This is a genomic window from Streptomyces sp. NPDC051569, from assembly GCF_044454085.1.
In the GTDB taxonomy this organism is placed as follows: domain Bacteria; phylum Actinomycetota; class Actinomycetes; order Streptomycetales; family Streptomycetaceae; genus Streptomyces.
This window is the reverse complement of the sequence record NZ_JBITDJ010000039.1, coordinates 1-13611: the sequence shown is the minus strand read 5'-3', so window position 1 is coordinate 13611 and position 13611 is coordinate 1. Positions and strand designations below refer to the sequence as shown.

Annotated in this window: 16 protein-coding genes; 11 read left to right on the top strand and 5 right to left on the bottom strand. The window is 68.7% G+C overall.

The features are described from left to right. Window positions 1-92: 92 nt before the first annotated feature. Window positions 93-470 (bottom strand): helix-turn-helix domain-containing protein, encoded by a 378-nt coding sequence (locus ACIBAE_RS29230; RefSeq protein ID WP_399291285.1) that lies wholly within the window; start codon window positions 468-470, stop codon window positions 93-95. 124 nt (window positions 471-594) lie between these two features. Further along, complete coding sequence (locus ACIBAE_RS29225) at window positions 595-1107, bottom strand: helix-turn-helix domain-containing protein (protein ID WP_399291283.1); 513 nt, start codon at window positions 1105-1107, stop codon at window positions 595-597. 295 nt (window positions 1108-1402) lie between these two features. On the opposite strand from ACIBAE_RS29225, the gene ACIBAE_RS29220 reads away from it, so the two are divergent. From ACIBAE_RS29220 to ACIBAE_RS29205, 4 genes are all read left to right on the top strand, one after another. Beyond that, a complete protein-coding gene (locus ACIBAE_RS29220; RefSeq protein WP_399291296.1) occupies window positions 1403-2689 on the top strand; it encodes a DUF3631 domain-containing protein in 1287 nt (428 codons plus the stop codon). Window positions 2690-2867: 178 nt separating this feature from the next. Next, window positions 2868-3758: a DUF2637 domain-containing protein gene (locus ACIBAE_RS29215; protein WP_399291280.1), complete on the top strand. Its 891-nt coding sequence runs from the start codon at window positions 2868-2870 to the stop codon at window positions 3756-3758. 91 nt (window positions 3759-3849) lie between these two features. Next, complete coding sequence (mobC, locus tag ACIBAE_RS29210; RefSeq protein ID WP_399291277.1) at window positions 3850-4503, top strand: plasmid mobilization relaxosome protein MobC; 654 nt, start codon at window positions 3850-3852, stop codon at window positions 4501-4503. Next, on the top strand, window positions 4503-6194 hold the full coding sequence (locus ACIBAE_RS29205) for a relaxase/mobilization nuclease domain-containing protein (RefSeq protein ID WP_399291274.1): 1692 nt from the start codon (window positions 4503-4505) through the stop codon (window positions 6192-6194). Before mobC ends, ACIBAE_RS29205 begins: the two co-directional genes overlap by 1 nt. A 27-nt stretch (window positions 6195-6221) precedes the next feature. On the opposite strand, the gene ACIBAE_RS29200 is transcribed toward ACIBAE_RS29205, so the two are convergent. Genes ACIBAE_RS29200 through ACIBAE_RS29190 form a run of 3 tightly spaced genes read right to left on the bottom strand, consistent with a single transcriptional unit; the run spans window position 6222 to window position 8747 of the window. Continuing rightward, window positions 6222-6911: a WbqC family protein gene (locus ACIBAE_RS29200; RefSeq protein ID WP_399291294.1), complete on the bottom strand. Its 690-nt coding sequence runs from the start codon at window positions 6909-6911 to the stop codon at window positions 6222-6224. A gap of 46 nt (window positions 6912-6957) precedes the next feature. Then, window positions 6958-7626, bottom strand: a complete 669-nt coding sequence (locus ACIBAE_RS29195; protein WP_399291271.1) for a YdcF family protein — start codon at window positions 7624-7626, stop codon at window positions 6958-6960. Then, window positions 7623-8747, bottom strand: coding sequence for a helix-turn-helix domain-containing protein (locus ACIBAE_RS29190; protein WP_399291268.1), 1125 nt, complete (start codon window positions 8745-8747; stop codon window positions 7623-7625). The genes ACIBAE_RS29195 and ACIBAE_RS29190 overlap by 4 nt, the downstream gene beginning before the upstream one ends. A 156-nt stretch (window positions 8748-8903) precedes the next feature. On the opposite strand from ACIBAE_RS29190, the gene ACIBAE_RS29185 reads away from it, so the two are divergent. The 7 genes from ACIBAE_RS29185 to ACIBAE_RS29155 all read left to right on the top strand — a co-directional run. Beyond that, window positions 8904-9332, top strand: coding sequence for a hypothetical protein (locus ACIBAE_RS29185; protein ID WP_399291265.1), 429 nt, complete (start codon window positions 8904-8906; stop codon window positions 9330-9332). Window positions 9333-9340: 8 nt separating this feature from the next. After that, window positions 9341-9793, top strand: a complete 453-nt coding sequence (locus ACIBAE_RS29180) for an ATP-binding protein (protein WP_399291262.1) — start codon at window positions 9341-9343, stop codon at window positions 9791-9793. 53 nt (window positions 9794-9846) lie between these two features. Continuing rightward, window positions 9847-10950, top strand: coding sequence for a radical SAM protein (locus tag ACIBAE_RS29175; RefSeq protein WP_399291259.1), 1104 nt, complete (start codon window positions 9847-9849; stop codon window positions 10948-10950). After that, on the top strand, window positions 10947-11159 hold the full coding sequence (locus ACIBAE_RS29170) for a hypothetical protein (protein ID WP_399291256.1): 213 nt from the start codon (window positions 10947-10949) through the stop codon (window positions 11157-11159). Before ACIBAE_RS29175 ends, ACIBAE_RS29170 begins: the two co-directional genes overlap by 4 nt. Before the next feature lie 120 nt (window positions 11160-11279). Further along, a complete protein-coding gene (locus ACIBAE_RS29165; protein ID WP_399291291.1) occupies window positions 11280-12092 on the top strand; it encodes an aminoglycoside phosphotransferase in 813 nt (270 codons plus the stop codon). 87 nt (window positions 12093-12179) lie between these two features. Further along, window positions 12180-12977: an abortive infection family protein gene (locus ACIBAE_RS29160; RefSeq protein WP_399291253.1), complete on the top strand. Its 798-nt coding sequence runs from the start codon at window positions 12180-12182 to the stop codon at window positions 12975-12977. Window positions 12978-13196: 219 nt separating this feature from the next. After that, the coding region (locus tag ACIBAE_RS29155) for a winged helix-turn-helix domain-containing protein (RefSeq protein WP_399291288.1) at window positions 13197-13611 on the top strand (415 nt) is incomplete at its 3' end.

The window sequence follows — 13611 nt, the reverse complement described above, 5'->3', positions numbered from 1 at the left end:
AAGGACCTCGACAATCCTCATTCTTGCTGGTCAGAGGCACTTTTCGCTTACCTGACCACCCATCGGACGCCCCGCTTCATGAAAGCGCGAGGTTAAGCAGCGGTTCCGAACTGGGACTTGGACATCCGACGTGGCGGGCGGGCCTTGAGACGGACCGTGGGGGCAGCCGTCTCGGGCTGCTGCCGACCGCGGGGCTTCCGGGTCGGCGCCAGAACGACGCCAGGGCGCTGGGACGTCTGGGCCGGACGTTCTTCGTGCATGCGGATGATCTCGGCAAGGTGCTCGTCCGAGAAGCGGTAGGCGCGGCCGACGCGGGTGAACGGGATGAGCCGTCGGCGGGCACGGTCCTTGACCCACCAGGCAGAGCAACCGAGTACGGCGGCGACTTCCTCGGGGACATAGAGGCGCGGCAGCGCGGCCTCGGCATGCGGAGTCGGTGCGGAGGCAGGGGTTATCGCGGGTTGGCGCAAGGGATGGGTCCTCTTCTGGCAGGCGTGTGGCACGGCAATGCCGCCTGCCGGTCGATCGCTGGGATGGGAGTGAGCTGCCCGTGCTGGGGGTTTGCGAGTCCAGGACGGGAGTGAGAGCCGGAGGCTATGCCTCGCCGGCAGGATCGGCGTCGCCGCCGCCCGGCGGAGGTCCGTGCATCTTCAGCATGGTCTTACTGGCCTCCTCCGCCATGGCGTTGGAGACCATGACGTCGGCTTCCTCGCGCACGTCGGGGTGTTCGGCGAGGTAGGCGTCGAGGGCATCGCGTGCCTCGGTGAAGGCCATGTTGGCGCGCTGGGTCGCGCGGAACGCGTCGAGGACTTCGTCGATAAGCTCCATGGCACGGGCCTTGGCTGCCAGTTGCGGGGGGCCGACGAGGTTGCGCAGGTCGAGGCCGAAGACCTCGGCAAAGCCGATGGTCTCGTCGAGGTTAATGCGGCGCTTGCCGTTTTCGATCCGCCAGACCGCGGACGGGTTCATCTCGAAGCCGGCCTCGTTCATGCGGTCGGACAGGGCGTTGGTGCTCCAGCCGCGCGCCTCGCGTTCCAGCTTGATGCGCACCGCGACGTTGCCCTCGCCACTGAGTAGAACACCCTGCGGCGGGTCTTCATCCGTCATAGCCACCTCCTTCCGTTCGTAGCAGCGCCCTGCCATTTGCAAGGACCCCATAACAGTAACATGCTTACTGCGAGATGCAGAACACTTCTGCGATCTGCAATTCATGTGGCATAGTGGTGGCACCCACCCCGCCAACCTCAGGGAGTCCCGCACGCCCGCACGAGACATGAAAGAAGCCCCCGGCAATGCCGGGGGCTCAAGCGCAAACCTCTCAACCGCCATCCCTAGCGATCAACCTGCGGAGACCGGGATTGCCGTCCCATACGGCCCGCAAGCAGAGGAGCTGATGCCCAGTATGACCGATCCCCAGCCGAGTACGCCATCCCTTCCCGATGACACCGCCGCCCCGTCATGGCCTCCGGTTGCCGTACCGGGCCAACCGGCCGAGTCCACCGCGCCTCCTGCGGACGAGGACCTCGGCGACGCCTCCAAGGCTGTGCCCGCGTCCGAGGGCCCGCAGATTCTGGAGGATTTGCGGGCGCAGATCAAGCGGTACGTGGCGATGTCGAGCGAGGAGGCCGTGACGGCCGTGACGTTGTGGGTGGCGGCGACGCATCTGCAGGGGGCGTGGCAGCACGCGCCGCGGTTGGCGATCGTCGCGCCGGAGAAGCGGTGCGGGAAGTCCAGGCTGCTGGACGTGGTGACCGAGACAGTCCACAAGCGCCTGATCACGGTGAACGCGAGTGCGGCGGCGATCTTCCGGTCGATCGACGGTGACGACCCGCCGACCCTGCTGGTCGACGAGGCGGACACCATGTTCTCCACCGGCAAGGCGGCGGAGAAGAACGAGGAGGTGCGCGGCCTGATCAACGCCGGGCATCAGCGTGGCCGGCCGACGCTGCGGGTGTCCGGGCCGGAGCATGACGTGCAGGAGTTCGCGACCTTCGCCATGGCGGCGCTGGCCGGGATCGGTGACCTGCCCGACACGATCATGGACCGGGCGGTGGTGATCCGGATGCGCCGTCGCGCGGCGAGCGAGAGGGTGGTGTCCTTCCGCACCGGCCGGGACACCCCGGCCCTGCACGCGATCCGCGAGCGCCTGCGCGCCTGGCTTCACCCGCTCCACGCGCAGGCGCTGGAGATGGAGCCGCCGATGCCGGTCGAGGACCGCGCGGCAGACACCTGGGAGCCCTTGGTCGCTGTCGCCGATCTCGCGGGAGGCAACTGGCCGGTGCGGGCCCCCTCCGCCTGCCGCTCCATGACCGACTACGAGACGGGCCAGAACCAGGAGGGCGATCTGCGCTCCCGCCTCCTGGTCGACATCCGCAGCGCCTTCATGGCCATCGGTGACCCTGCCCTGCTGAGCACCAGGCAGCTGCTGGAGGCGCTCAACGCGGACAAGGAGGGGCCGTGGGCGGAGTACAAGGGCAGTGACAAGGGCCTGACTCCGCGGCATCTGCAGCTGCTGTTGAAGCCCTACGGCATCAACGCGACCAACCGCCGTTTCCCCGGCGGCGCTCAGGCCAGGGGCTACGCGCGCACCCAGTTCCTCGACACCTGGGCCCGGTACTGCCCCGAGCCGGGGCCTGCCGCCGAGCCCGCCCCGGCGGCCGGCGAGCCGCTGCCCAACACCGCAGCCTGACCCGTCTCCACCCGCATCACCCGTCCCTGCGCAGGTCAGCCCAGGGACGGGTGAGCAGCCCGCGACGAGTCGTCCCGCAACTTCACGCCCACCCGTACCTGCTCTGAGCAGGCATGCGACGGGTGTTACGAGTCCCAGCACCCCACGGCGGCCACCCCACCCTGCCCCCTGCTGCACCATGGCCGCCGCCCCGAACCATCTGGAGCGCCTCCGCTTGTCCGCCCGCACCGCCGCCCTGCGCGGCACCGACCTGATCCGCCTCGGCATCGCCCTGCTCGCCGTGTTCGCCTTCGCCCTCTCCTACGACGCTCTACGGCAGATGGGCGTCGCCATCCACATCCGCGGCCTTCTGACCTACGCCTTCCCGCTCGTGATCGACGGGTTCATCGCCGTCGGCGTCGGCGCCCTGCTCATGCTGCGCACCGCGCCCTGGTACTCCCGGCTGTACGTGTGGCTGCTCGTCGGCGCGGCCACCGTGACGAGCATCTGGGCCAACGCCACCCACGCCGTCCGCCTCAACCAGCAGGCCCACCACGGCAACGGACTGCGCCTCGACGACCTCACCGTCGGCGGCCTGTCCGCCATCGCCCCGCTCGCCCTGGCCGGCGCGGTCCACCTCTACATCGTCGTCCACCACCACCCCGCGCCCGAACCGCACGACCCCCAAGCCACCGACAGCTCCGAGGCCCCCGCCCCTCCGCGCGCCGACCTGGAACGGGTCACGTCCGGCGTCCCCGGCGGTGCGCACCTCGACGTGAGAAAGCCAACTGGCACCGAGGTGGCTGACCACGCGGACGACGTGGCTCCCGCGACGGGTCTTGTGGCTCGCTCCGCCGAGCCACAACAGCCCGAGCCGGACGATGTCGATCCCGAACGGCTCGCCCTCGCCCGCAGCGCACCCCTCGGACGCCAAGGCCGAGCCTCCCGACGCCACATCGAGGACACCTTCCGAGACGGCGGGCTCACCATCGGCCGCAAGGAAGCAGACGGGTTGAAGGACCTAGTCCAGGCCGAGCTGGACGACGCCGAGCAGCGGGCTGACCGCGCGGTCAGCGCCGACGCCGTCTGAGCCTCACTTCCCCGTGTTCCTCGCGAACAGCAACGCGAGGGCACGGTGCACGCAGCCGACTCCCTTCACCAGCACGTTCGGAGACCCACTCATGCACGAGCAGCACCACCAACTCCCCACCACACAGCAGCAGATGACCAACCACCTGAACAGCGGAGCAAGGTATCCCGCTGGACCGTCCACAGGCCGGTCCAGCGGGGAAGCCTCCGCCCCGGGGGTGGCGGAGGCAGGCGGGCACCAGGGGGTGCCCGAGGAGAATCAGCCTGCCGACGTCGAAACCGTCGCTGCTGTGCCACTGCCGCGTGCCGCCGAAGAAGCCGCCCTGCACCGCATCGCGCGACGACGTAAGCCTGACCCAAGCGGCCGGCGTGAGGAACGAGTCGACGTCCGCTACAGCGCCGAGGAGAGGACCGCCATCCTCGCCAAGGCCACGTCGCTGAACCTCAGCGGCGCCCACTACGTCGCCGTCGTCACACTGGCCCACGTCGAAGGTGACCTCACCGTGGCCGGTCAACGCACCCAACTCGACGACTACATAGACGAGATCAACGCCCTGCGCCGCGAGGCAGGCCAGGCCGGCAACAACATCAACCAGATCGCCAAGAAGCTCAACGGCGGCGGGCATCCACAGCCTGTGGACACCGCCCTGCTCGCCCAGGCCGCACAGACCTGGACCGCCATCGGCGCCGCCGTCGAGCAGATCGCACGAGCAGCCAACCAAGCCGTCCGCCACAAGGCGGCCTGATGATCGCGAAGATCAAGAACGGCCAGAGTACGGCCGGCCTCATCCACTACCTCTTCGACACCCGCAAGAGAGGCCACACCGACCCGCACCTGGTCGCCGCCTGGGACAGCTTCGCCCCTGACCCCGGCCGCGCCAATGACGCGGACGTTACGAGGCGGCGCCTGGTGGCGGACCTCGATCTGCACGTCAAGCAGGCCGACAGGCTTGGCCGATCGCCCGAGAAGCACGTGTGGCACTGCTCGGTCCGCGCCGCCGAGACCGACCGCATCCTGAGCGACGAGGAGTGGGCGGACATCGCGCGCCGTGTCGTCGCCGCCACCGGCATCGCCCCCGACGGTGATCCGGACGGCTGCCGCTGGGTCGCCGTCCGCCACGCTCCCGACCACATCCACATCGCCGCCACCAAAGTCCGCGCCGACCTGCGCACCGCACGCCACTGGAACGACTACCTCACCGCCGACCGCGAACTCGCCACCATCGAGAAGGAATACGACCTCTACCAGGTCGTACGCGGCGACCGCACCGCAGCCAAACGACCCACCCGCGCCGAACAGGAGAAAGCCAAACGCGCCAGCCAGACCCGCACCGCCCGCGATCGCCTGCGCACCACGATCCGTACCGCCGTGGCCGCCGCCACCAGCACCGAGGACTTCATCAGCCTCCTCCAGCACACCGACCACGTCATGGTCGACATCAAGCACTTCCCGTCCGGCGACGTACGCGGCTACACCGTCGCCCTCGAAGGCGACACCAACGCCCAGCAGGAACCGATCTGGTACTCCGGCTCCCAACTCGCCCCGGACCTGTCCCTCCCCAAGATCCGACAGCGCCTCGACGCCACCGAACCCCAGAACAGCCCCCGCACAACCAACCCATGGCACCAGGCCACCGCCACCGCAGAACGCATCCCCCACCGCCTCGAACACAGTGATGACACAGCAGCCCAGGCCCACCTGGCCGCCTTCGGCGAAGCCATCGACGCCCTGCCCCTCCTGGCACCGCAGGCCATCCGCCCCCAACTCCGACAGGCAGCCGAGGCATTCGAGCGCGCCACCCGCTCCCGTGTCCAGGCCGAGCACCAGCACGCCCGCGCTCTGCGCGGCGCCGTGCGGGCCATGGTCCGCGAACCCGCCCCGAGGGACGGCGCGCTGCTGGCGATGTTCCTCGACGCCGCAATCCTTGTCGTCATCGCCTCCGCCCGCTGGCACCAGCGACGTCACCACGACCAGCAGGTGGTGGCAGCCCACCAGACCCTGATCCACCTGCAAGCCGCTTACGAGCAGACGGCCGCCGCGCCGCTGACCGCGCTCGCCCAACGCCGGCCACCCCAACAAGTCGTGGAGCGGCACACCCTCCTCATCCGACAGACCATGCCGGCCCATGCGACACAGGTAATCGACGACCCGTCCTTCGACGCACTCACAGCCGTGCTCGCGACCGCCGAAAAGGCGGGACACGATCCGGAGCAGCTGCTCCAGCAGGCCACCGACGAGCGGGCACTCGACGATGCCCGAAGCCCCGCACGCGTTCTGACCTGGCGCGTCGAGCGGCTCAGCGCCAGGCCGGTTACAAGTGACCGTGCACGTGTGGCACGGATGCGGAGTGCGGCACGGTGGCAGGGCACGCCGGTCCGACCGACAGCGACTGCGCCGGCCTCCCAGTCGCCGTCTCCGCAGGCACGACGTCGTTGATCACACCCGTCCGTATCCGAAGCGGTGTCAGGCCGCGCACCCCAGCGCATCGTGGGCGAACGCGAGAGCCCGGAACCGGGCTCCCACAGCGTCGGGCCCGCGGGAGGCCAGCGCCCGCAGAGCACTGACCTGTCGCCCCGAGGCCCACAGCCCAGTGGCCGGGGAAAGAAACGGGACAACGGCAACGCCCAGCTCGGTGAAGGGGGCGTGATCCAGGTAGGTCATGCCACCGGTGCCGCACAGGTACGCGCGTGCACCGGTGGCGTCGGCCAGGTCGGCCAGCCGCTCGGACCGGCCCGTGCGTGCCGTCAAGGTGCTGCTGGTGGAAATCTGCCCCCGCCAGCCGAGTAGTTCGAGCAGCGCGCGGGTGGAGGCGGTGGCGACTGTCGCGACCCTTCCTGTGTCGAACACGTTCCAGACCGGCTGAAGGGCGCGGTCAAGGGCGGGCCAGTGAGGGCTGGTCCCGTACTGCTGGCGCAGGATCGATGAGGCTCTGCGTCGGGCCGCGGCAGGGTCGGCGATCAGGGTGTCCCTGATGAGGGTGGCGCGCCCGGAGGGGCGGTAAGTGGGGATGGTCAGCCACCGGTTCGGGCCAAGGCCGTCGAGTGTGGCGATGCGGGCGCGATGCTGGTAATCGCGGCGGACGAACTGCACGTCGTCCAGGACGATCCAGTGGTCCGCCGCGAACAGCTTGGCCAGCGTGGTCAGCCGGGGCATGAAGTTGGGCTGGTGGATGGCGCACAGGCCGCCCGGGGAGGAGAGTTCAGGAAGCGATGAGGCGGCTGGTGAAGCCGGCATGGATGAGGGATTCGTACGCGGCATGCACGTCCTCCGGGATCTCCTGCTCGATGGCGAACCCGAGCTTCGGATACTCGATCACCCGCTGGAGGTCGCCGACGAGCATGTCCACCACGAGCTTCTCGTCGCCGATGGACTTGAGGTAGTCGTCGAACTCCAGCGTTTCCGAGGCGCACACCATCTCGGCCTCGGGCCACAGCTTGCGGGCGGTGGCGTACGACCGCCGTTCCATGTAGGGCTTGGAGACCAGCAGCACCTTCTTCGGGGTGATGCCGGCGTCGGCCAGGACCTCGCGGGCGAGGGTGATGTTCTGCCCGGTGTTCGCGGCGTGGGGCTCCAGCAGGATCGCGGAGGCGGGGACGTCGAGGTCGATGGCGTGCTCGCGGAAGTGGACCGCTTCGCCGCGTGGGAAGACCTTGGCGGTGGTCGGGCTGTTGCCGCCGGTGAAGACCAGCGTGGGGAAGAGACCCGCGTGGTACAGCTCGGCGGCGCGCGCGGCCACCCCCAGGTCGTGGCTGCCCAGGCCGATCGCCACGTCGACGGGGCGGGCCTGGTGGTGCATCTGGTGGTAGTCCCAGATCAACTTGGCCTGGTGCCACTGGTCTTCGGTGATGGCCTGCTGGTTGTCACTCACGCGTTCGTCTCCCTGATCACCGTCGGCGAGGCCCGGGGCGGCCCCTCACTGCTGGCCTTGACGCTCTCGATACTGCGCAGTTGGTGCACGAGGCCGTACTGCGCGGCCGTCCGAGCGGCCTGGCCGAGAACGCGTAGCCCATCATCGCGGGTCGCCGCGTCGGAGAGCAGGATGTGGCCGTGAGCGGTATCCAGTCGTACGCGTTGCATCGGTGAGTCGGTGCTCCCGCTGCTTCGGGCGATGTCGATGAAGTGCAGGGCTTGGGTGAGGTCGCCGACGCCCCGGCGGGCCAGGGCGAGCTTCTGATGGGCCACCGACCAGTCGTCGGGTTCGGTGAGGTCTTCGAATTCACGGGTCGCGGCCTGCATCACGCGGGTCGCGTAGTCGTGGTTGCCGTCCTTGCTGAGCGCGGTGCCCACCCACAGGCGGGCTCTGGCCCGGTCACGGCGAGAGAGCCGGTCGTCGACGGCGAGCGTCTCGTACGTACGAGCTGACGCCTCCAGGTCACCGGACATCTCCGCGACGACCGCGAGGGAAAGATCGAGCTGGGCGACGCGGCGGGGGATGTCGAGCTGGTTGAAGATCGAGCGTGCGCCCGCGTAGGAGTGGCGGGCGGACAGTGGTCCGAGCACGGCGCCCTGGTCACGCTTGAGGTCGCCGACTAGCGCCGTGGATCGGGCGTAGAGGTACAGGCCCTTGTCGTCGAGTTCGGCGGCCGTGAAACGGTTGAGCCATCGGCCCAGCAGGCTGTCGGCGAAGGTGAAGTTCTGCTGGGACAAGGCGACGACGGCACGGTCCAGGTCGTCGGTCCACGACTCGTACTCCCAGGCTCTGGGCCCGGCAGCCGTCACCCGGCGTCCGGCTGCCACCTGCCCGGGGCCGGCCATCTCCGACAGGAGCGTTTCGAAGCGCAGGTGCACGGAAGCATCGGCGCGGCCGAGTGCGGTGTCGAGAATGGCCTGGGTGTCAGGGCGGGGCTCGGTCGCGGACCGGAGCTTTTCCCACTTCGAGATGGTCGCGACGGCGAGACCGAGGCGCTCGGCGAAAGCCCGCACACTCAGGCGGAGGGCGAGCCGTAAAGCTCTGGCCTCCAGGCCGGTCCAGTGGTGCACGGTCGCCACGCGTCGCTCCCTTCCACCAGCCATGGAAGCAGAAGCCTCCAGCCCGTAGGGCGGAAGTAGAGCGCAAGTGGAACAGCCGGTGATTCCCTACACGTTGAGACACGGCGACGCTCAAGAGGTCACTCTTTCGCCGAGTCCCTTTGGACGGTCACGAGCATGGAACTCCTTACCGAGCACCGCCCGGTCAACGGGCCCGTCGTCTACGGCTTCCTGCGGCTGGTCGGGGTCTCCGTAGCCCGTCAGACGGCATTACAGGGGTCACTGACGGAGTACTGCCGGATCCATGAACTTCAGCTCTCCGGCGTCTTCAAGGACAGGCACGCGAAGACCGAACCGACCTCCACCGCGTTCACCGGTCTGCTGGACGCGCTGGCCCTTCCCGACGTCTACGGCGTCATCGCCCCCGCCTTGTCCCACCTGGGGCCGAAGCACCTCGCCGCCGAACGCACGCGCCGTATCGAGGCCACTGGCGCCCGCCTGCTGCTGGCCCGCCGTCCCCGCATCGGGCACGTCCACGTGCCTCGTCACCAGACCGCCCACCGCCGCTTCCCCGCACCACTTCTCCTCCTGAGCACGGAGTCATGAGGCACCCCATGCCCGAGTCACTTCAGCAGTTCTTCGACGCTCGACACCAGTCCGTACGCAAGGCAAGGGATTTCGCCACCCGGGCGCTGGACGGCTGGGGCCTGACGAGCCGCACCGAGGACATCCGTCTGTGCGTCTCCGAACTCGCCACGAACGCCGTCGTCCACGGCACCGCCCGCGGGCACGGCTTCCTCGTCCGGCTCGACATCGACGACAACTGCGTACGCCTGGAAGTGCACGACAGCCGTCGCCAGCAGCCTGTCGTACGCGAGCCGGCCGTCACAGACATCTCCGGCCGGGGCCTGACGTTGGCGGCCGCGCTCTCCGACGAATGGGGAGTGAAGGACCGTACCCCGCTCGGAAAGGTCATCTGGTCCTGCTTCAAGACCGCGGGCGACGCCGCACACCCGATCAGCCCTCCCGGCTCAGACCGCGACGACCGCCCTGTGGAGGTCCGATGACCGCACCCGGCACACCGGATCGGGCTGCGCCTGCCGCATCAAGCACGCGTCTCGTGGCCAGCCCGTTCCTCGCCCAGCACCTCCTTCTTCAGCCAGGCCGTGCGGTCGGTGTGCGCATTCCTGGGATCCGCTACGAGGAACTGCGCACCGCGAGCCACGAGGGAGACCCCCTGCTGGCCTGGCTTGCCGATGCCGCGCGGCAGGCGTGGGGCATCGAACTGCCTGACGGGCCGGTCGGCGATTTCGTCCTCGTCCGCGAGCGTTCGCCGTACGGGTACGCGAAGGCGTCCTGGGAGATCAACCTCGGCTGCGACTACGACTGCGAGTTCTGCTACCTCGGCGAGAAGCGCTTCGAGGGCCTGGACTGGACGGGCAAACAGCAACTCCTGCGGACGATGCGCGACGCGGGCGTGCTCTGGCTGCAGATCACTGGCGGCGAGGCACTGATCGACCGTGAGTTCGGCGCCGCCTACGAGTACGCCCACCAGCTCGGGATGATGGTGCAGGTCTCCTCGAACGGCTCCTCCCTACGCAAGCAGCCGATCCGCGACCTGTTCGCCCGCCGTCGGCCCTACCGGCTCACGCTCAGCGTGTACGGCGCGACTGCGGGTACGTACGACAAGGTCACTCGCAACCGCGGCGCGTTCGGCCGGTTCATCCAGGGCCTGGACGCCGCCGGTCAGGACCGGCTGCCGGTCCGGCTCAACGTGATCGTGTCGGACGACAACGTTCACGAACTCGACGCGATGGTCGCCCTGTGCGAGCGCTACGGCTTCCCGCACCAGGTCTTCACGAACATGTCGCCGACGATCGACGGCGAGGCGAACCCGCTGGCGACACAAGCCGAGGGCCACATCAAGGCCCGGAGCATCTTCACCGGCTGCAATGCCGGCCGGACGTTCTTCCACGTCAACCCGCACGGCATCGCGTCCGTCTGCAAGGTCGGCCGCGACCCGAGCGTGAACCTCGTCACCGAGGGCGTCGACGCCCTTTCTCGACTCGGCGCCATCGCCGAGTCCCTACAGCTCCGCACCGGTGGATGCTCCGGCTGCACGAAGGTCGGCACCTGCCGTACCTGCCGGCCGCTGGCCAAGCTCTACCAGGAGGCGGGGGACCGACGAGAGCTCTACTGCCAACACGGAGGCTACGGATCATGACCCCACCCACCACAACCCTCACCCCGCCGCGCGAACCGGTGGTGCTCACCATCGGCCGGCGCCCCACCGACGGAGCCGTCGGCACCCTGCCCGTGCCCCTGCCAGCCGCAGCCATCCGCGACGACGAGGTCCAGATCGTCGCCGACCTGGATGAGGTGGCCGAAGGCGCCGAGTGCAGCTGCTCGGCCGGCGACGACCAGCCGTACTAGATACACCGCAGGCGGGCGCCGCACCGCTCGCGTACGCACCCCATGAGTGCCGCCCCGGTCATACCCTGGCCGGGGCGGCACTCCCTTGTCTCCGAGCCCCATGAGGAACCGCGCGTGTCCATGTCTCGCATTCCCTTCGATCAGCTCCCCGCCGACGTCCGCCAAGCTGTCACCGACAAGACCGGCGCCGTGCGTCAGGCGGTGACCATGACCGGCGGCATGAACTCCGGTGTCGCCTCCGTCCTGGAGACCGAAAACGGCTGCGTCTTCGTGAAGGGCATCGCGAGTGATCATCCGCAGGTCGCAGCACAGCGCCGCGAGGCGGAGATCGCCCCCCACCTGCCCACGTCCTGTCCCCGCCTGTACTGGCACCTGGAAGTCGGTGGATGGAGCCTTCTCGGATACGAGGTCCTGAGCGGTCGCCACGCCGACTACAGGCCCGGCTCAGCCGACTTGGCGCTCGTAGAAGCCGCGCTCACCGAACTGCAACGGGTCACAGCTCCGGCCGACATCGAGATCAAGGACGCGGTGGACCGCTGGGCGGATTACGCTCCGCCCGGAACGCTCCAGCACTTCAGCGGCAACACCCTGCTGCACACCGACTTCGCACCGCACAACGTCCTGATCGCCGACGGGCGTGCCCGCCTCGTCGACTGGGCGTGGCCAACGCGCGGTGCGGCGTGGATCGATCCAGGCGCCCTGGCGCTGAGGCTCATGGACGCCGGCCACCCGGCGGAGGACGCGATCGTGTTCGCAGGCCGCTTCCCGTCATGGCGGAACACCGATCCGGAGGCACTGGCGGCATTCGGTTCCGCATCTGCGGCGCTGTGGCGGGAGATCGCCGAGGAGGATCCAACGCCGTGGAAGCAGCGGATGGCCAAGCGGGCCGCTGCGTTCAGGCTCGTACTCATCAGAGGGGCGTGGGCCCAGTAACAGCAGAGAGGGCGACGTTGGTCAGCGACAGACGCCCCGCTGCGAAAGACCGAGACGGGCGCCATCGCATGCTCCTATCTTCAGACTATGACCGTCACCGCACGGCGGGATCTCGTGAGCCCCGCGACCCGCAACGCCTTTCACTCTCTGGCCACGGACCTGACCATCCGCATCGTGGCCGAGCTGTGGGAGGACCACGGGTTCGCTCCCATCCCTCCAGATGAGCTGAAGTGCCAGGACTCGGGCCAGCGTCGAACCGAGTTCATGCTCTACGCGGAAGGTGTCGACTGGTCAGACTCGAGCCAGGTGCGGCGTGCGCTCCTGGTCTTCGAGGACTTCATTCGCGCGTACCGCGACCCGGGCGATCAGAGCACACCGAAGTGGTTGGACGACATCAGGGTGCGCCTGGAACGAGACGGCTTCGCTCTCGATCGGGAGGGCAGAATCTCTTGGTCCAACCCGCCGGTGCTGGTCCGTGACCTGAGCGGCCTGAGCGACGCCTCAGGCATCACAATCGAGCTGGAGCGTATCCGCAGAGAGCTCACCACAGATCCTCACGGTGCCATTGGCGCAGCCAAGCAGCTCATCGAGGCGACCGCGAAGACGGCTCTCAACGAACTCAGCATCGAGGTCGACAAGAACGCCGCACATCCCGCTCTGATCAGCACTGTCCAAAAGGCGCTGAAGCTTGATGCCGGCTCGGCGCCTGAAGGACCGGACGGCAGCAAGGCCGTGAAGAAGATCCTTTCGGGCTCGGTGAACATCGCCGTCGGGGTCGCCGAACTACGCAACCAGGGTTTCGGCAGCGGTCACGGCCAGGCGAGCGCACCGTCCGGGCTTGGAGTGCGCCACACCCGACTCACGGTCAACGCTGCCGTCACCTAGTGCGAGCTGATCCTCGACACCCTGTCGGACCCCACCGCGCCGTGGCGCAAGGCCAAGGTCTAAATCGCTCCATCCCCACAGACCTTGCAACTTGTTTCCGCAATGCAATTCGCAGGCTATTGATCCGAAACGCTTTGGGTTCAGGCTCGTTGATGGTGTGTGAGTGATCTGGTGGGGGATGCGCGGACTTGGTCGCCGGAGGCGCAGGAGGCTGTGCGGTTGCTGGCGGTGTCGGCGCTGGTGGAGGGCCGGGACCGGGTGGAGGTTGCCGCTCTGTTCAAGGTGTCGGTCAGAGCCGTGGACAAGTGGTGGGCGAGGTGGCGGGCCGGCGGCCGGGACGCGCTCCTGTCCCGCCCTCGGGGCCGGCGCGTGGGTGAGCATCAGGTTCTGTCCGAGGTCGAGCAGGCCGCCGTGCGGCAGGCTGTTCTCGATCACACGCCGTCCGGTCTGGGGCTTTCGGGCCAGCTGTGGACGCGGGGGCAGATAGGCCGGCTGATCTTCACGCTGTATGGAGTCCGCTTCACCGAGCCTGGGGTCGACAAGTACCTCAAGCGCTGGGGTCTGACCTTCCAGCGGCCGGACAAGCGGGCCGTCGAGCAGGATCCGGAAGCGGTCCGAACGTGGCACGAGGAGA

Excerpts from the sequence above, each read along its gene's own strand:
- ACIBAE_RS29225 (WP_399291283.1), bottom strand. The coding sequence starts at position 1,107 with ATGACGGATGAAGACCCGCCGCAGGGTGTTCTACTCAGTGGCGAGGGC.
- ACIBAE_RS29220 (WP_399291296.1), top strand. The coding sequence starts at position 1,403 with ATGACCGATCCCCAGCCGAGTACGCCATCCCTTCCCGATGACACCGCC.
- ACIBAE_RS29215 (WP_399291280.1), top strand. The coding sequence starts at position 2,868 with ATGGCCGCCGCCCCGAACCATCTGGAGCGCCTCCGCTTGTCCGCCCGC.
- mobC (WP_399291277.1), top strand. The coding sequence starts at position 3,850 with ATGCACGAGCAGCACCACCAACTCCCCACCACACAGCAGCAGATGACC.
- ACIBAE_RS29205 (WP_399291274.1), top strand. The coding sequence starts at position 4,503 with ATGATCGCGAAGATCAAGAACGGCCAGAGTACGGCCGGCCTCATCCAC.
- ACIBAE_RS29200 (WP_399291294.1), bottom strand. The coding sequence starts at position 6,911 with ATGCCCCGGCTGACCACGCTGGCCAAGCTGTTCGCGGCGGACCACTGG.
- ACIBAE_RS29185 (WP_399291265.1), top strand. The coding sequence starts at position 8,904 with ATGGAACTCCTTACCGAGCACCGCCCGGTCAACGGGCCCGTCGTCTAC.
- ACIBAE_RS29180 (WP_399291262.1), top strand. The coding sequence starts at position 9,341 with ATGCCCGAGTCACTTCAGCAGTTCTTCGACGCTCGACACCAGTCCGTA.
- ACIBAE_RS29170 (WP_399291256.1), top strand. The coding sequence starts at position 10,947 with ATGACCCCACCCACCACAACCCTCACCCCGCCGCGCGAACCGGTGGTG.
- ACIBAE_RS29165 (WP_399291291.1), top strand. The coding sequence starts at position 11,280 with ATGTCTCGCATTCCCTTCGATCAGCTCCCCGCCGACGTCCGCCAAGCT.
- ACIBAE_RS29160 (WP_399291253.1), top strand. The coding sequence starts at position 12,180 with ATGACCGTCACCGCACGGCGGGATCTCGTGAGCCCCGCGACCCGCAAC.